This is a genomic window from Curtobacterium flaccumfaciens (genome assembly GCF_051548005.1).
Taxonomy (GTDB): Bacteria; Actinomycetota; Actinomycetes; order Actinomycetales; family Microbacteriaceae; genus Curtobacterium.
The window spans coordinates 1-17,466 of sequence record NZ_JBPUGH010000004.1 but is presented as its reverse complement, the minus strand read 5'-3'; the positions used below and the strand labels follow the sequence as shown (position 1 = coordinate 17,466).

Genomic DNA, 17,466 nt, shown 5'->3' with positions numbered 1-17,466 from the left:
TGCCGAACGTGCTCGAGACCCTCGTCGCGGGCGCGCTCGAGGACGCGGCCGCCCGTCGCGCCGACCGTCCCTACGCGGACGTCGAGCGCGACCTCGACCGGGTGGCGTCGCCCCTCGACGCGCTGACCTTCCTCGCCCCGGGCGATGACGTCAAGATCCTCGCCGAGGTCAAGCGGGCGAGCCCGTCCCGCGGCTCGATGGCGCCCATCGCCGACCCCGCGGCCCTCGCCGCGGAGTACGAACGCGGTGGAGCGTCCACGATCAGTGTCCTGACCGAGGGGCGCAAGTTCCTCGGCAGCCTGGCCGACCTCGAGGCCGTCAAGGCCCGCGTCGGCGTCCCGGTGCTCCGCAAGGACTTCATCGCCGACCCGTACCAGGTCGTCGAAGCCCGTGCGGCGGGAGCGGACGTGGTGCTGCTCATCGTCGCCGCGCTCGAGCAGGCACAGCTCGTCGAGCTCCACGGCCTCGCCGAGGAGCTGGGGATGCGCGTGCTCGTCGAGGCGCACTCCGCCGACGAGGTCTCACGCGGTCTCGACGCCGGTGCCCGAATCCTCGGCGTCAACGCCCGCGACCTCACCGACTTCTCGCTCGACCGCGACCTCTTCGGCTCGCTCGCCGACCGCATCCCCGACGGGGTGGTCCGCGTCGCTGAGTCCGCCGTCGCCGGTCCCGCCGACGTCGCGCACTACCGGTCCGCGGGTGCCGACGTCGTCCTGGTGGGGGAGGCGCTCGTCACGGGCGACGACCCCGCCGCCACGCTCGCGTCGTTCATCGCCGCCGCCCGGTCCTGACGGCATCCGGTCCCGCGACCGTCCCGTCGCGGTGACCTCCCGCTCCCGGCGCCCCACCCGATCCACCCCGGTCCGACCCACCCCATCGGATCCTGCACGGAAGGCACATCGTGACCTCGCTCCGCGATCAGCACGGCCCGTACTTCGGCGACTTCGGCGGACGCTTCGTCCCCGAGTCGCTCGTCCTGGCGCTCGACGAGCTCGAGGCGGCCTTCCGCGAGGCCTGGGCCGACCCGGCGTTCCGGCAGGAGCTCGACGACCTGCAGCGTGACTACACCGGCCGTCCGTCGATCATCACCGAGGTGCCGCGGTTCGCGAAGCACGCCGGCGGTGCCCGGATCATCCTCAAGCGCGAGGACCTCAACCACACCGGGTCGCACAAGATCAACAACGTGCTCGGGCAGGCGCTCGTGGCGAAGCGGCTCGGCAAGACTCGGCTGATCGCGGAGACCGGGGCCGGCCAGCACGGTGTCGCCACCGCCACGGCCGCGGCGCTGTTCGGCATGGACTGCGTCGTCTACATGGGCGCGGTCGACACCGAGCGGCAGGCACTGAACGTCGCTCGCATGCGACTGCTCGGTGCCGAGGTCATCCCGGTCGAGACCGGCTCGCGCACCCTCAAGGACGCCATCAACGATGCGCTCCGTGACTGGGTCGCGAACGTCGAGCACACCCACTACCTGCTCGGCACGGTCGCGGGTCCGCACCCGTTCCCCGAGATGGTCCGTGAGTTCCACAAGGTGATCGGGGACGAGGCCCGGCAGCAGGTCCTCGACAAGGTCGGCCGGCTGCCCGACGCGGTGGCAGCCTGCGTCGGCGGTGGGTCGAACGCGATGGGCATCTTCGACGCGTTCCTCGACGACGAGTCCGTCGCCCTCCACGGGTACGAGGCGGGCGGCGACGGCATCGAGACCGGCCGCCACGCCGCGAGCATCTCGCTCGGCCGGACCGGCGTCCTCCAGGGCACGAAGTCGTACCTCATGCAGGACGAGGACGGCCAGACGATCGAGAGCCACAGCATCTCCGCCGGGCTCGACTACCCGAGCGTCGGGCCGCAGCACGCGCACCTCGCGGCGATCGGCCGGGCGAAGTACGAGCCCATCACCGACGCCGAGGCGATGGAGGCGTTCCGACTCCTCAGCCGGACCGAGGGCATCCTCCCCGCCATCGAGTCGTCGCACGCCCTCGCCGGTGCGATCAAGCTCGGCAAGGAGCTCGGTCCCGACGGGGTCATCCTGGTCAACCTGTCCGGCCGTGGCGACAAGGACGTGGCGTCCGCCAGCCGCTACTTCGGCATCCTCGACGAGAACGCGGTACAGCTGTGAGCACGAACTCGAACACCTCGGTCGCGTCGACGATCGACGCGGCCAACACCGAGCGCGCCGGTGCCGTCGTCGGGTACCTGCCGGCCGGCTTCCCGGACCTGCAGACGAGCGTCGACGCCGCGGTCGCCCTCGCCGAGAACGGCGTGGACGTCATCGAGCTCGGCCTGCCGTACTCCGACCCGGTGATGGACGGCCCGGTCATCCAGCGCGCGGCCGAGGAGAGCCTCGCCAACGGCTTCAAGGTCGCGCAGGTCTTCGACGCGGTCGACCAGATCACGAGCCGGGCCGACGTGCCGGTGCTCGTCATGACCTACTGGAACCCGGTGCTGCGCTACGGCGTCGACCGGTTCGCGGACGACCTCGTCGCCGCCGGAGCGTCCGGGCTCATCACGCCGGACCTCATCCCGGACGAGGCCCGCGAGTGGATGGACGCGTCGGAGCGCACCCACCTCGACCGCGTCTTCCTCGCGGCGCCCTCCTCGACCGACGCCCGCATGCACCAGGCCGTCGAGTCGAGCCGCGGCTTCGTGTACGCGGTGTCCACCATGGGCGTCACGGGTGCGCGGCTCGGCGTCGACACCGCCGCCCGGACGGTCGTCTCCCGGCTCCGGGACGCCGGTGTCGAGCGGACGTGCGTCGGGCTCGGCATCTCGACGGCCGACCAGGTCGCCGAGGTCCTCGAGTACGCCGACGGAGCGATCGTCGGGTCCGCCTTCGTTCGCGCCCTCGCCGACCTCGGTGTGCAGGGCGTCGCGGACCGCGCGGCAGACCTCACGAGCGGCGCGCAGCGCCGCTGACGGACCGGCGTCCCGCGGCCCGGATCGAGCGGCGCCCTGCGGCGCGGACCCAGGGCACCTGACCGGAGGCCCGGATCACGCGACCGACGCGGGTCACGCGATCCGGGCCTCCAGTCCGACGTCCACTCAGCACGTGCCGACCGTCACGATTCCCACAGGACCGTCCGCGACGGTCATGGCGGACCGGTGGTCCGCGCTACAGTGATCGGGGCCGCGCCGGACGGCGGCCCGGCCAGCAAGCACCGAAAGGCGACCGCACCTCCATGCCCCTCCTGAGCATCCCGAGCCCGAGCACCGCCTGGCAGTACTTCGACGTGACCGCCTGGCTCCGTGATGCGTTCGGCTGGTCGCTGCCGCTCGACTTCCGCATCCACGCGTACGCGATCTGCATCCTGATCGGCATCGTGGTCGCGGTCGTGATGGCGAACCACCGTCTCAACGCGCGTGGCGTCGAGCGCTGGATCATCATCGACATCGCCATCTGGGCCGTCCCCGCCGGCATCATCGGTGGACGCCTCTTCCACGTGTTCACGCACGTCAGCGACTACTTCGGGCCCGGACGCGACCCGTGGTCGTTCCTCTACATCTGGGAGGGCGGGCTCGCCATCTTCGGCGCGCTGATCCTCGGCTCGCTGGGTGCCTGGATCGGGTGCCGGCAGGTGGGCCTGCGGTTCACGACCTTCATCGACGCGATCGCTCCGGGCGTGCTCCTCGCGCAGGCGTTCGGTCGCTTCGGCAACTACTTCAACCACGAGCTGTTCGGCATGCCGACCAGCCTGCCGTGGGGCCTCGAGATCGAGTCCACCAACGCCGCGTACCCGAAGGGCCTGCCGGAGGGCACCCTCTTCCAGCCGACGTTCCTCTACGAGATCATCTGGAACGTCCTCGGCGTGCTCGTCATCCTCTTCCTGGCACGCAAGTTCACGCTGCAGTGGGGCAAGGTCATGGCGCTGTACCTGATCTGGTACGGCGCGGGCCGCTCGGTCCTCGAGTCGATCCGCGTCGACACGAGCGAGACCTTCTTCGGTGTCCGCACGAACGTCTGGATGGCCCTCGCCGCTGTCGTGCTCGGCATCGTCATCTTCGTCGTGCAGTCCCGGCGGCACACCGGCAAGGAGCCCTCCGCCTACCTGCCGGGTCGCGGGCCGGACGCACGCGCCGATGTAGACTCGGACGACACCTGGTCGGAGCACGACGACGAGCCTGCAGCCGTCGCCGCCGACCCGGTCGGCACCACCCGGTCCTAGCGCTCAGCGCCCCGCAAGCAGCACCGAGCGCGCGGACCGAGCGCCGGCCGACCACCGCCCGCCACGAACCGGGCTCCACACCACCCGTGCCGACGGGGCAACCCGCCGTCGGTGCGGTCGGGCACCTGTCCCGCCCGCCCGGGCGGAACGCACCACCGGGCCACCGCTGTCCCTGTTCCCATCCTCGTGAGGACGGTTCCCCATGGCGCACCAGCCAGACCAGACGCGCAGCACCGCGTCGTCGCTCCTGCCCCCGCACCGCCGGTTCTCGGCCGTTCCCGACGCGGTCGGGATGTACGACCCGGCGAACGAGAAGGACGCCTGCGGCCTCGCGATGGTCGCGACGCTCCGCGGCACCGCGGGGCACGACATCGTCGACGCCGCCCTCGGCGCGCTCCGCAACCTCGAACACCGTGGTGCGGTGGGGTCGGACGCCGGGACGGGTGACGGCGCCGGCATCCTCTGCCAGGTGCCCGACGCCTTCCTGCGCGACGAGGTGCAATTCGAGCTGCCGGCAGCGGGGGAGTACGCCGTCGGCACCGCGTACCTGCCCCTCGACGAGGACGACCGCCACCGGGTGCAGGGTGCCGTCGAGCGGATCGCGCGCGAAGAGGGCCTCCGCGTCCTCGGTTGGCGCGAGGTGCCGGTGCGGCCCGAGGTGCTCGGCACGCTGGCCCGTGCCGCGATGCCCGCGTTCGCCCAGCTGTTCGTCGCGTCGAACCGGCACGACGTCCACGGCGCCGCGTGGAGCGGGATCGCCCTCGACCGACAGGCGTTCCGGCTGCGCAAGCGTGCCGAGCACGACGTCGAGGTCTACTTCATGTCGCTGTCCAGCCGGACCATGGTCTACAAGGGCATGGTCACGACGCTGCAGCTCGAGCCGTTCTACCCCGACCTGAGCGACGAGCGCTTCGCGTCGAAGCTCGCGATCGTGCACTCGCGCTACTCGACGAACACGTTCCCCTCGTGGCCACTGGCGCAGCCGTTCCGCACGCTCGCCCACAACGGCGAGATCAACACCGTCCGCGGCAACCGCAACTGGATGCGGGCCCGCCAGTCGCAGCTCGAGAGCGAACTGCTCGGCGACATGGCGCCGCTGCTGCCGATCGTCAGCCCCGGCGCGAGCGACTCGGCCTCGTTCGACGAGGTCCTCGAGCTCCTCAGCCTGACGGGTCGGTCGCTGCCGCACGCCGTCTCGATGATGGTGCCGGAGGCCTGGGAGAACCAGACCGGCATGGACCCCGAGCTCCGGGCGTTCTACGAGTACCACTCGATGCTCATGGAGCCGTGGGACGGCCCCGCCGCGATCACCTTCACCGACGGCACCCTCGTCGGCGCGACCCTCGACCGGAACGGCCTGCGCCCCGGGCGGTTCCTCGTCACCGACGACGGCCTCATCGTCATGGGCTCGGAGACGGGTGTCATCGACGTCCCGGCCGCGAAGGTCGTCCGCAAGGGCCGCCTGCGTCCGGGTCGGATGTTCCTCGTCGACACCGAGGCGGGTCGCATCATCGAGGACGACGAGGTCAAGCGGTCGCTCGCCGAGTCGGGCCCGTGGAGCGAGTGGCTCGAGTCCGGCCGGATCAACCTGACGGACCTGCCGGAGCGCGAGCACATCGTGCACACGCCCGCTTCGGTGACCCGTCGGCAGCGCGCGTTCGGCTACACCGAGGAAGAAGTCCGGATCCTCCTGCGTCCGATGGCCCAGACCGGCGCCGAGCCCCTCGGCGCGATGGGGTCGGACACACCCATCGCGGTGCTGTCCGAGCGGCCGCGGCTGCTCTTCGACTACTTCACGCAGCAGTTCGCGCAGGTGACGAACCCGCCGCTCGACTCGATCCGCGAGCAGGTCATCACCTCGATGGGCATGGGCCTCGGCCCGGAGCGCAACCTGCTCTCCGCCGGGCCGGAGCACGCCAAGCAGATCGTGCTCGGCTTCCCGGTCATCGACAACGACGAGCTCGCGAAGATCCAGCACTTCGAGACCGCGTCCGGACGCCACCTCACCGTCACGATCAAGGGGCTCTACCGGGTCGACGACGGCGAGGCAGCGATGCAGAAGCGCATCGACGCGGTCTGCGCCGAGGTCGACGCGGCCATCGAGTCGGGCAAGCAGTTCATCGTGCTGTCCGACCGCGACGGCAACGCCGAGAACGCCCCGGTCCCGAGCCTCCTGCTGCTCGCCGCCGTGCACCACCACCTCATCCGCACCGAGCAGCGCATGAAGGTCGGCCTGATCGTCGAGGCCGGCGACGTGCGCGAGGTGCACCACGTGGCCACCCTCATCGGGTACGGCGCCTCCGCGATCAACCCGTACCTCGCGATGGAGACCTGCGAGAACCTCGTCCGCGCGGGCATGATCACGGGTCTCAGCCCCGAGCAGGCCGTGCGGAACGTCATCAAGGCGCTCGGCAAGGGCGTGCTGAAGATCATGTCGAAGATGGGCATCTCGACGGTGTCCAGCTACGCGGGCGCCCAGGCCTTCGAGGCGGTCGGCCTGTCCCAGGAGTTCGTCGACCGGTACTTCACCGGCACGTCCTCGATCCTCGGCGGCGTCGACATCGACGTGATCGCCCGCGAGAACGCCGAGCGGCACGTGCAGGCCTACCCGCAGGACGGCGCGGTGCTCTCGCACGAGCGGCTGCAGACCGGAGGCGAGTACCAGTGGCGCCGCGAGGGCCCGCCGCACCTCTTCAACCCGGACACCGTGTTCCGTCTGCAGCACGCAACGCGTGCACGCCGGTACGACATCTTCCGCGAGTACTCCAGGGCCGTGGACGACCAGTCCGAGGCGCTCATGACGCTCCGCGGGCTGTTCCGGTTCAAGGACGGCGTCCGCCAGCCGGTTCCGCTCGACGAGGTCGAGCCGATCGAGTCGATCGTGAAGCGGTTCAACACCGGCGCGATGTCGTACGGGTCCATCTCGCAAGAGGCCCACGAGACGCTCGCGATCGCGATGAACCGTCTCGGCGCGCGGTCGAACACGGGTGAGGGCGGCGAGGACGTCGAGCGCCTGCTCGACCCGGAGCGCCGCAGCGCGATCAAGCAGGTCGCCTCCGGACGCTTCGGCGTCACGAGCATGTACCTGACCCACGCGACGGACATCCAGCTCAAGATGGCGCAGGGTGCGAAGCCGGGCGAGGGCGGCCAGCTGCCCCCGCAGAAGGTCTACCCGTGGGTGGCCCGGACACGGCACGCGACCGCCGGCGTCGGGCTCATCTCGCCGCCGCCGCACCACGACATCTACTCCATCGAGGACCTCAAGCAGCTGATCTTCGACGTCAAGCGGGCCAACCCGTCCGCGCGTGTGCACGTCAAGCTCGTGAGCCAGTCCGGCATCGGCGCGGTCGCGGCCGGGGTGACGAAGGCCCTCGCCGACGTCGTCCTCGTGTCCGGCCACGACGGCGGCACGGGCGCGTCCCCGCTGAACTCGCTGAAGCACGCGGGCACCCCGTGGGAGATCGGCCTCGCGGAGACGCAGCAGACGCTCATGCTCAACGGCATGCGCGACCGCGTCGTGGTGCAGGTCGACGGGCAGATGAAGACCGGGCGCGACGTCGTCGTGGCGGCGCTGCTCGGCGCCGAGGAGTACGGCTTCGCGACCGCACCGCTCGTCGTCGAGGGCTGCATCCTCATGCGGGTCTGCCACCTCGACACCTGCCCGGTCGGCGTCGCGACGCAGAACCCGGAGCTCCGCGCCCGGTTCTCCGGCAAGGCCGAGTACGTCGTGAACTTCTTCGAGTTCATCGCACAAGAGGTCCGTGAGCTCCTCGCCGAGCTCGGCTTCCGTTCCCTCGACGAGGCGATCGGCCAGGCCGACACGCTCGACGTCGACCGCGCCGTGCAGCACTGGAAGGCCTCCGGTCTCGACCTCGGCCCCGTGCTGCAGGGTCCGGCGTTCCCGGCGGACGAGGCACGCCGACACCACCGTGAGCAGGACCACGAACTCGACGAGCACTTCGACGTCGAGCTCATCCAGCGCACCGCCGACGTGCTCGAGCACGGTGGTTCGGTGTCGCTCGACCTACCGATCCGGAACACCGAGCGAGCCGTCGGCACGATGCTCGGGCACGAGGTCACGGTGCGCCACGGCGAGCACGGGCTGCCGGCGGGGTCGATCGACATCACCCTCCGCGGTTCGGCGGGGCAGTCGCTCGGCGCGTTCCTCCCCGCCGGCGTCACCCTGCGGCTCGTGGGGGACAGCAACGACTACGTCGGCAAGGGCCTGTCCGGCGGCGAGGTCATCGTCCGCCCCGACGACGAGTCCGCGTTCGACGCCGCCGAGAACGTCATCGCCGGCAACGTCATCGGCTACGGCGCGACCCAGGGCAGCATGTTCATCCGCGGCATCGTCGGCGAACGCTTCCTGGTCCGGAACTCCGGCGCGACCGCGGTGGTCGAGGGCGTCGGCGACCACGCCCTCGAGTACATGACCGGTGGGCTGGCACTCATCCTCGGCGAGACCGGTCGCAACCTCGGCGCCGGGATGTCCGGTGGCACGGCGTACGTGCTCGGTCTCCGCGACGAGGACGTCAACCAGGACGCCCTCGCGAGTGGCGAGCTCCGGCTCGGGCCGCTCGACAGCGCCGATGTCGAGATCGTCACGGACCTGCTCGAACGCCACCGCGACGAGACCGGCTCGACGGTCGCGGCGGAACTGCTCGAGTCCGGCGACCTGAGCGGCTTCGTGAAGGTGCTGCCGCGTGACTACGCGGCGGTCCTCGCCACCCGCCAGCAGGCCGTGGAAGAGGGCCTCGACCCCGACGGCGACGTCGTCTGGAACCGCATCTTGGAGGCGACCAATGGCTGAGACCACACGGGTGGCGGGCCCGGCAGCGCACACGAACGCGGCGCACACCAACAGCACGGAGGCGACCAATGGCTGACCCGAAGGGCTTCTTGAAGGTGCAGGAGCGCGAGCTCCCGCAGCGGCGCCCCGTGCCCGTGCGGCTCATGGACTGGAAAGAGGTCTACGAGCAGCAAGAGTCCGGCGCGCTCAAGCGTCAGGCCGGCCGCTGCATGGACTGCGGCGTCCCGTTCTGCCACCAGGGCTGCCCGCTCGGGAACCTCATCCCGGAGTGGAACGACCTCACGTGGCGGGGCGAGGGCCGCCAGGCGATCGAGCGGCTGCACGCCACGAACAACTTCCCGGAGTTCACGGGTCGGCTCTGCCCGGCGCCGTGCGAGGCGTCCTGCGTGCTCGGCATCAACCAGCCGCCGGTGACGATCAAGCAGGTCGAGGTCTCGATCATCGACGAGGCGTTCCAGAACGGGTGGGTCACGCCGCACCCGCCGGAGCGTCTGACCGGCAAGACCGTCGCCGTCGTCGGCTCGGGCCCCGCCGGGCTCGCGGCCGCGCAGCAGCTGACCCGCGCCGGCCACACGGTCGCCGTCTACGAGCGCGACGACCGCATCGGCGGCCTGCTCCGCTACGGCATCCCGGACTTCAAGATGGAGAAGCGCCAGATCGACGCGCGCCTCGCCCAGATGCAGGCCGAGGGCACCCGCTTCCGTGCGGGGGTCGAGATCGGTCGCGACATCACCTGGGACGACCTGAAGTCGCGCTACGACGCCGTCGTGGTGGCGACCGGTGCGATGGTCCCCCGCGACCTGCCGATCCCGGGGCGCGACCTCGCGGGCGTGCACTACGCGATGGACTACCTCGTCCAGCAGAACAAGACGAACGCGGGCACGACCGTCGACAACCAGACCACGGCCGAGGGCAAGCACGTCGTCGTCATCGGCGGCGGTGACACGGGCGCGGACTGCATCGGTACCGCCCACCGACAGGGCGCGCTCAGCGTGACGAACCTCGCGATCGGCAAGCAGCCGCCGCTGGAGCGTCCTTCCGAGCAGCCGTGGCCGATGTTCCCGACCGTGTTCGATGTCACGAGCGCCCACGAGGAGGGCGGCGAGCGGCACTTCCTGGCCTCGACCGTCGAGTTCCTCGGCAACGAAGCGGGCGAGGTCCGTGCCCTCCGGGTCGCGGAGACCGAGTACCTCGACGGCCGCCGGGTCCCGAAGGCCGGCACGGAGCGCGAGATCCCGGCCGACCTCGTCCTCATCGCCATGGGCTTCACCGGTCCGGAGACGGACACGATCGAGCCGCAGCTCGGGCTGCCCACCGCTCCCTCCGGAGCGCTCGCCCGCGAGGCCGACTACTCGACGAACGAGCCCGGCGTCTTCGTCGCCGGTGACGCCGGTCGCGGGCAGTCGCTCATCGTGTGGGCGATCGCCGAGGGCCGTGCCGCCGCCGCGAAGGTCGACGAGTACCTCGAGGGCTCGACGATCCTGCCCGCGCCGGTCAAGGCGACCGACCGCGCGATCACCGTCTGATGCACGACGCGTGAGCAACGGGCCACCGGCACTCGGTAGGGTGCTGGTGGCCTCGCTTCGTTCCGCGCGGCCCCACAGCGCGGAAACCCAAGCCCCATCCACCACCAGAAGGAATCCATTGAGACGCGCAAAGATCGTTTCGACGCTCGGACCGGCAACGTCGGAGTACGAGACCGTCAAGGAGATCATCGAGGCGGGCGTCGACGTCGCCCGACTCAACCTCAGCCACGGTGACTACGGCGTCCACGAGGCCAACTACGAGAACGTCCGTCGCGCCGCCGAGGAGCTCGGCAAGCCGGTCGCGATCCTCGTCGACCTGCAGGGTCCGAAGATCCGGCTCGCGAAGTTCGCCGACGGTCCGCACGAGCTCGCGGTCGGCGACGTCTTCACCATCACCACCGAGGACGTCCCCGGCTCGAAGGAGATCTGCGGGACGACGTTCAAGGGCCTGCCCCAGGACGTGAAGCCCGGCGACCCGCTCCTCATCGACGACGGTCGCGTGCGGCTGCGCGTGCTCGACACCGACGGGGTGCGCGTCCGCACCGAGGTCGTCGTCGCGGGCACCGTGTCGAACAACAAGGGCATCAACCTCCCGGGTGTCGCCGTGAACGTCCCCGCGCTGAGCGAGAAGGACGAGGCCGACCTCCGCTGGGCGATCCGTCAGGGTGCCGACCTCATCGCGCTGTCGTTCGTCCGCAACGCCGCCGACGTGCAGCGCGCCCACGAGATCATGGACGAGGAGGGCAAGCGCCTCCCCGTCATCGCGAAGATCGAGAAGCCGCAGGCCGTCGACGCGCTCGAGGAGATCATCGACGCCTTCGACAGCATCATGGTCGCCCGTGGTGACCTCGGCGTCGAGCTCCCGCTGGAGGCCGTCCCGATCGTGCAGAAGCGTGCGGTCGAGCTCGCCCGCCGCATGGCGAAGCCGGTCATCGTCGCGACGCAGATGCTCGAGTCGATGATCTCGTCGCCGATCCCGACCCGCGCGGAGACGTCCGACGTCGCGAACGCCGTGCTCGACGGCGCCGACGCGGTCATGCTCTCGGGCGAGACCAGCGTCGGTGAGTACCCGGTGCAGACGGTCCGCACCATGGCGCGCATCGTGGAGTCCACCGAGGACCACGGGCTCGAGCGCATCGCCCCGCTCGGCACGAAGCCCCGCACGCTCGGCGGTGCGATCACCCTCGCCGCCGTCGAGATCGCGGAGTTCACCGAGGCGTCGTACCTCTGCGTGTTCACCGAGTCCGGCGACTCGGCACGCCGCATGTCGCGTCTGCGCCACGGCCTGCCGATCATCGCGTTCACCCCGAACGAGGCCACGCGTCGTCGCATGGCGCTCACCTGGGGCGTCCGCTCGTTCCTGGTCGACCGGAAGACCCACACCGACGAGTTGTTCTCGCAGGTCGACGACGTCCTCCTCGAGCACGGCCTCGCCGCGCCCGGTGACCGCGTCGTCGTGACGGCGGGTTCGCCTCCCGGCATCGAGGGCTCGACGAACGACCTCCGCGTGCACCGCGTCGGCGACGCGCACGCCGAGGCCGCGCCGGCGTACGTGCGCGACTGACAGCGGTACCGGTCGCGTCCGGACAGGGCGCGGACGGGAGGCAACGGTGCGGGTGAGCCGCACAGCCTCCGGTCCGCGCCCTGTCGCGTCCCACCCCCGCGCCCGCCCCGACGGGGAACGTCGCGTCCTGCACCCGACGCAACGGTGGACAACGCGCCCCGCGGTGGACATCGAGCCCCGGCGCAGCGGGGCGCGCTCCCGAGGTGGCGGGGCGCGCTCCCGGGGTGGCGGGGCGCGATCCCGGGGTGCCGGGGCGCGCTCCCGGGGCGCTGCCGAGCCCTGTCGCGTACCTCGCCCGCGCCCGCCCCGACGACGAGGGTCGCGTCCGCCCCCGCGGCCCAGGTGACCGTCTCGTCGTGCGACCGGGCAGGATGGGCGGTGTGAGCCTCCAGGACGACAGCGTGTCCGCACCCACCGGAGCCGACGTCCGACGCTGGCGCCGGTACCTGGCGGACGAGCGCGCGGAAGCCGCGGTCTACCGGAACCTCGCCGCACGTCGCGACGGGGAGGAACGCGAGATCCTCGCCGCCCTCGCCGAGGCGGAGGGGCGGCACGAGCAGCACTGGCTCGACCTCCTCGGTGATCGGGTCGGTCGCCCGCAGCGCGGGAGCGTCCGGACGCGCGTCCTGGCGTCGCTCGCGAAGCGCTTCGGATCGGTGTTCGTGCTCGCGCTCATGCAGCGCGCCGAGGACCGCTCGCCCTACGCGGACGACGACGACGCGACCGCGCGCATGGCGGCGGACGAGCGCATCCACGGTGAGGTCGTCCGGGGCCTCGCGAACCGTGGCCGGATGCGGCTGTCCGGCACGTTCCGTGCGGCCGTGTTCGGCGCGAACGACGGTCTCGTGTCGAACCTCGCGCTCATCATCGGCATCAGCGCGTCCGGGGCCGACCGCCACTTCGTCCTGCTGAGCGGCATCGCCGGGCTCCTCGCGGGCGCACTGTCCATGGGAGCGGGCGAGTACGTGTCGGTCCGGTCGCAGCGCGAACTGCTCGAGGCGTCGGCGCCGCACCCGGAGGCCGGGCGTGCGGTGGCGGACCTCGACGTCGACGCGAACGAGCTCGCCCTCGTCTACCGGGCCCGGGGGATGGACGAAGCAGCGGCGCACACGCACGCTGCCGAGGTCCTCGCCGGGCTCGGGCCGTCCGCCGACACCGGATCGACGCCCACGCGCGACGACCACGAGGCGATCGGCAACGGGATGAGCGCGGCGCTGTCGAGCTTCTGCTTCTTCGCCTCCGGAGCGGTGATCCCGATCCTGCCGTACGCGTTCAGGCTCGAGGGGTGGCCGGCGATCGCCGTCGCCGGCGTGCTCGTCGGGATCGCGCTGCTCGGGACCGGGGCGGTCGTCGGGGTCCTCAGCGGCGCCTCACCGCTCAAGCGAGCGCTGCGGCAACTCGCGATCGGGTTCGGCGCGGCGGTCGTGACGTACGGACTCGGCTTGCTGTTCGGGACGGGTGCGGCGTAGCGGCTGCGTCGGCAGGGTGGCGGTCGACGCCGAGTCGTCCGGCGGACGCAGCCTCGGGTGCCGTCAGCGGCGGGAGCGTCCGCGTCAGCGCCGCGCAGCCGCCCGCGGGGGCAGGAGCAACAGGACGGCTGCCCCCACGACGATCAGGGCGATGCCGGCGAGCACCGTGAAGACCGCGAGCGCGAGCGCGGGGGCGAGGAGCACCGCGACGCCGCCGAGGACCGAGAGCACGCCGCTCACCGCCGTCGGGACGCGCGACGATCCGGGGTGCCCGACGACGGCGCCGATCACCGACACCGCGCCCTCGACGATGAACCCGACTCCTGCGAGCACCGCGTACACGACGAGCGGGACGGCGGGGTCCACCAGGCAGACCAGTCCCGCGAGGCCGACGAGCCCCCCGACGACACCGGAGGCCCACCGCCAGACCGGGGCCGTCCCGTGCCCACGGACCGCCGCGAACACCCGGAGGGCGCCGGCCACGACGAGGTAGACGCCGAACACCACGGCGAGGAGCGCGAGGGTCGGACGCGGCCAGGCCACCGCGACGATGCCGAGCGCGATCGCGACGACCGCGGTCACGACGACGAAGACGCGGAACGTCCGGACGGCACGAGAGTCCACGAGCACTCCTTCCCTGGTCGGCCGCGGTCGGGCCTGCTCGGCATCGACGCTACCGCGAGCGGCGATGCCCGGTTCCCGCGGGCGGCGCCGCCCGGTCGCTGCAGGCTGCGCCGCCCGGGTGCCGACCGTGCAACCGGATGCAACCCCTCCCGTCGTAGCGTGCGGGCAGGCGCGGACCCAGCGCCGCCGACAACGTCGTCGAAAGGTGTCCACCATGACCATCGCACCGTCGCCCGCCACCTACGCCGCCCCCGGCGAGGAGGGCTCGCTCGTCGAGTACCGGTCGCGCTACGACCACTTCATCGGAGGGGAGTACGTCGCCCCCGCGGGCGGGCAGTACTTCGAGAACCCGACGCCAGTGACCGGCAGGGTGTTCTGCGAGGTCGCCCGCGGCGACTCCACGGACGTCGACCGGGCCGTCGAAGCCGCGTGGAAGGCGTTCCCGGCGTGGAGCCGCACGAGCGTCGCCGAGCGAGCCGGGATCCTCAACAAGGTCGCCGACCGGATGGAGGAGCACCTGCAGATGCTGGCGGTCGCGGAGACGTGGGAGAACGGCAAGCCGATCCGCGAGACCCTCGGCGCGGACATCCCGCTCGCGATCGACCACTTCCGGTACTTCGCGGGCGCGATCCGCGCGCAGGAGGGCTCGACGGGGGAGATCGACCACGACACCGTGGCCTACCACTTCCACGAGCCGCTCGGCGTCGTCGGTCAGATCATCCCGTGGAACTTCCCGATCCTCATGGCGGTGTGGAAGCTCGCGCCCGCCCTCGCCGCGGGCAACTGCGTCGTGCTGAAGCCCGCCGAGCAGACCCCGGCGTCGATCCACGTGCTCGTCGAGCTCATCCGCGACCTGCTCCCGGCCGGGGTCCTCAACGTGGTGAACGGCTTCGGCATCGAGGTCGGGGCTCCGCTCGCCCAGCACCCGGACATCCGGAAGGTCGCGTTCACGGGCGAGACCACGACCGGCCGGCTGATCATGCAGTACGCCTCGCAGAACCTCATCCCGGTGACGCTGGAACTCGGTGGCAAGAGCCCGAACGTCTTCTTCGCGGACGTCGCGCAGGAGCGGGACGCGTTCTACGACAAGGCGCTCGAGGGCTTCGCGTTCTTCAACCTCAACCAGGGCGAGGTCTGCACGTGTCCGTCCCGAGCGCTCGTGGCGAAGGATATCTACGACGGCTTCGTCGCGGACGGGCTCGACCGGGTGCGTGCCGTGAAGCAGGGGCACCCGCTCGACCCGTCGACCATGATCGGGGCACAGGCGTCGAACGACCAGCTCGAGAAGATCCTGAGCTACATCGACATCGGCAAGCAGGAGGGCGCGAAGCTCCTCACCGGCGGTGAGCGGGCGGACCTCGGCGGCGAGCTGTCCGGCGGCTACTACGTCACCCCGACGGTCTTCGAGGGCGACAACTCGATGCGGATCTTCCAGGAGGAGATCTTCGGACCGGTCCTCGCCCTGACGTCCTTCAGCGGCTACGACGACGCCATCCGGATCGCCAACGACACCCTCTACGGCCTCGGCGCCGGCGTGTGGAGCCGCGAGGCCACGACGCTCTACCGCGCCGGACGGGACATCCAGGCCGGTCGTGTCTGGTCGAACACGTACCACCAGTACCCGGCGGGCGCGGCGTTCGGCGGGTACAAGCAGTCCGGCATCGGGCGCGAGAACCACAAGATGATGCTCGAGCACTACCAGCAGACGAAGAACCTCCTCGTGTCCTACGCCGAGGGCCCGATGGGCTTCTTCTGATGCCGCACACCGACGGCGGGGCGGCACCACGCCCCGCCACCCACGGCGGGGCGTCGCCCCGGCCCGCCACCACCCGCGTGGCGGTGACGCCGGCGGCGGCGGAGCTCCTGCGCTCCCTCGCCGCCCGGCACGGCCCGCTGATGTTCCACCAGTCGGGCGGCTGCTGCGACGGCTCGAGTCCGATGTGCTACCCGGTCGGGATGTTCCGCACGGGCCCCGGAGACGTCCTGCTCGGTGCCCTGGACGTCGACGGCATCGACCCCGTCGAGGTCTACATGTCCCGCTCGCAGTTCGAGTACTGGAAGTACACGCACCTGACCATCGACGTCGTCGACGGCCGTGGTGCGGGCTTCTCGCTCGAGGTCCCGGAGGGCAAGCGCTTCCTGACACGGTCGCGGATGCTCACCGACGACGAGCTGCTCGACCTGGGCCTGGTCCCGGCGAGTGGTCGGACGTAGGCTGACCGCACCAGCCGCGACGACGCGGTCGGGGTTCCGGACGGGAGGGCACGTGCGCGCACCGTCCGGGCTCCGTCCGCTCGTCGCCGAGTCGTGGCAGCGGTCCGCCCGCGTCGACCCGGACGGACTCCCCGAGGTCGCGCTGGGCGACGACGAACTCGACACCCTCCGCCGCGCAGGACCGCTCGGCACCGCGCTGCCGGTCGTCCGGCGCCTGCTCCTCGACGACGCCCGCGCGGCCGGGTGCATCGTCGCCGTGACGGACGCCGCCGGACGCCTCGTCTGGGTCGAGGGTGCGCACCGGGCCCGCAGCGCTGCCGAGGGGATGGGGTTCGTCCCGGGAGCCGACTGGGCCGAGGACCACGCGGGCACGAGCGCGCCGGGGACCGCGCTCCGGCTCGGTCGCCCCGTGCAGATCCACGCCGAGGAGCACTACGCGACGGCGGTGAAGGCGTTCTCCTGCACGGCGGTACCTCTCCGGGACGCCTCGGGTCGCGTGGTCGGTGCGCTGGACCTCACGGGCGACGAACGCGCGGTCGAGCGGCACACGCTCCCGCTGCTCACCGCGACCGCCGCCGCAGCGGAGGCCGAACTCGCCCTCGCCGCACTCCGGCGACCGACGTCGCCGGTACCTCGGGCCCTGCCGACCACGCTCGACCTGCTCGGCTCGGACACCGCGACCCTCCGGACCGCGACCGGCAGCGTCCGACTCTCCGAACGGCACTCGGAGATCCTCGCCGTGCTCGCCGCCGCACCGGCCGGGCTCGCGGCAGCGGACCTCGCGGTCGCCGTCTACGGCGACGCGCGGGCGGTGACCACACTGCGCGCCGAGGTCGTCCGGCTCCGGCGGGTACTCGCGGACCACGCGCCGGACGCCTGCCTGACGTCGCGGCCGTACCGCCTGTCCGGGATCCGGACCGACGTCGAGAGCGTGCTGTCCGCGCTCGACCGCGGGGCGCGCCTCCAGGCCGTCGACCGGTACACCGGACCGGTCCTCCCCGGCTCCACGTCGCCCGGGGTCGACGACCTGCGGGACCGCGTGCGCTCCCGGTTCCGCGAGGCGCTGCTCGCCGACGGCAGCGTCGACGCGCTGCAGGCG

12 protein-coding genes are annotated in these 17,466 nt (G+C 71.7%); 11 read left to right on the top strand and 1 reads right to left on the bottom strand.

Going from position 1 to position 17,466, the window contains the following annotated elements:
• The first annotated feature begins 8 nt into the window (after nt 1-8).
• The 8 genes from trpC (at nt 9) to ACSW7Y_RS01180 (ending at nt 13,529) form a co-directional block, all read left to right on the top strand.
• Entirely contained in the window at nt 9-791 is a 783-nt protein-coding gene (gene trpC, locus ACSW7Y_RS01215) for an indole-3-glycerol phosphate synthase TrpC (RefSeq protein WP_438124572.1), read from the top strand.
• Nucleotides 792-901: 110 nt separating this feature from the next.
• A complete protein-coding gene (gene trpB / locus ACSW7Y_RS01210) occupies nt 902-2,116 on the top strand; it encodes a tryptophan synthase subunit beta (RefSeq protein WP_438124530.1) in 1,215 nt (404 codons plus the stop codon).
• Nucleotides 2,113-2,913: a tryptophan synthase subunit alpha gene (gene trpA / locus ACSW7Y_RS01205; RefSeq protein WP_438124529.1), complete on the top strand. Its 801-nt coding sequence runs from the start codon at nt 2,113-2,115 to the stop codon at nt 2,911-2,913. The genes trpB and trpA overlap by 4 nt, the downstream gene beginning before the upstream one ends.
• 263 nt (nt 2,914-3,176) lie before the next feature.
• The gene (gene lgt, locus ACSW7Y_RS01200) at nt 3,177-4,160 is read left to right on the top strand and encodes a prolipoprotein diacylglyceryl transferase (RefSeq protein ID WP_438124528.1); all 984 of its coding nucleotides are present in this window, start codon (nt 3,177-3,179) and stop codon (nt 4,158-4,160) included.
• Nucleotides 4,161-4,362: 202 nt separating this feature from the next.
• Nucleotides 4,363-8,970, top strand: a complete 4,608-nt coding sequence (gene gltB, locus ACSW7Y_RS01195; protein ID WP_438124527.1) for a glutamate synthase large subunit — start codon at nt 4,363-4,365, stop codon at nt 8,968-8,970.
• A gap of 68 nt (nt 8,971-9,038) precedes the next feature.
• Nucleotides 9,039-10,496: a glutamate synthase subunit beta gene (locus tag ACSW7Y_RS01190; RefSeq protein WP_438124526.1), complete on the top strand. Its 1,458-nt coding sequence runs from the start codon at nt 9,039-9,041 to the stop codon at nt 10,494-10,496.
• Nucleotides 10,497-10,614: 118 nt separating this feature from the next.
• Entirely contained in the window at nt 10,615-12,060 is a 1,446-nt protein-coding gene (gene pyk, locus ACSW7Y_RS01185; protein ID WP_438124525.1) for a pyruvate kinase, read from the top strand.
• Between the two features lie 371 nt (nt 12,061-12,431).
• Complete coding sequence (locus ACSW7Y_RS01180; protein ID WP_438124571.1) at nt 12,432-13,529, top strand: VIT1/CCC1 transporter family protein; 1,098 nt, start codon at nt 12,432-12,434, stop codon at nt 13,527-13,529.
• Nucleotides 13,530-13,613: 84 nt separating this feature from the next.
• On the opposite strand, the gene ACSW7Y_RS01175 is transcribed toward ACSW7Y_RS01180, so the two are convergent.
• On the bottom strand, nt 13,614-14,153 hold the full coding sequence (locus tag ACSW7Y_RS01175; RefSeq protein ID WP_438124524.1) for an HdeD family acid-resistance protein: 540 nt from the start codon (nt 14,151-14,153) through the stop codon (nt 13,614-13,616).
• A 214-nt stretch (nt 14,154-14,367) separates the two neighbouring features.
• Between ACSW7Y_RS01175 and exaC the strand changes: the two genes are divergently transcribed.
• The 3 genes from exaC to ACSW7Y_RS01160 form a co-directional block, all read left to right on the top strand.
• Nucleotides 14,368-15,909, top strand: coding sequence for an acetaldehyde dehydrogenase ExaC (gene exaC / locus ACSW7Y_RS01170; RefSeq protein WP_438124523.1), 1,542 nt, complete (start codon nt 14,368-14,370; stop codon nt 15,907-15,909).
• Nucleotides 15,909-16,367: a DUF779 domain-containing protein gene (locus tag ACSW7Y_RS01165; RefSeq protein WP_438124522.1), complete on the top strand. Its 459-nt coding sequence runs from the start codon at nt 15,909-15,911 to the stop codon at nt 16,365-16,367. The genes exaC and ACSW7Y_RS01165 overlap by 1 nt, the downstream gene beginning before the upstream one ends.
• Before the next feature lie 52 nt (nt 16,368-16,419).
• The coding region (locus ACSW7Y_RS01160) for a GAF domain-containing protein (RefSeq protein WP_438124521.1) at nt 16,420-17,466 on the top strand (1,047 nt) is incomplete at its 3' end.

Bases quoted from the DNA above. Each gene is read 5' to 3' on its own strand.
- lgt (WP_438124528.1), top strand. From the start codon at position 3,177: ATGCCCCTCCTGAGCATCCCGAGCCCGAGCACCGCCTGGCAGTACTTC.
- gltB (WP_438124527.1), top strand. From the start codon at position 4,363: ATGGCGCACCAGCCAGACCAGACGCGCAGCACCGCGTCGTCGCTCCTG.
- ACSW7Y_RS01190 (WP_438124526.1), top strand. From the start codon at position 9,039: ATGGCTGACCCGAAGGGCTTCTTGAAGGTGCAGGAGCGCGAGCTCCCG.
- ACSW7Y_RS01180 (WP_438124571.1), top strand. From the start codon at position 12,432: ATGGGCGGTGTGAGCCTCCAGGACGACAGCGTGTCCGCACCCACCGGA.
- exaC (WP_438124523.1), top strand. From the start codon at position 14,368: ATGACCATCGCACCGTCGCCCGCCACCTACGCCGCCCCCGGCGAGGAG.
- ACSW7Y_RS01165 (WP_438124522.1), top strand. From the start codon at position 15,909: ATGCCGCACACCGACGGCGGGGCGGCACCACGCCCCGCCACCCACGGC.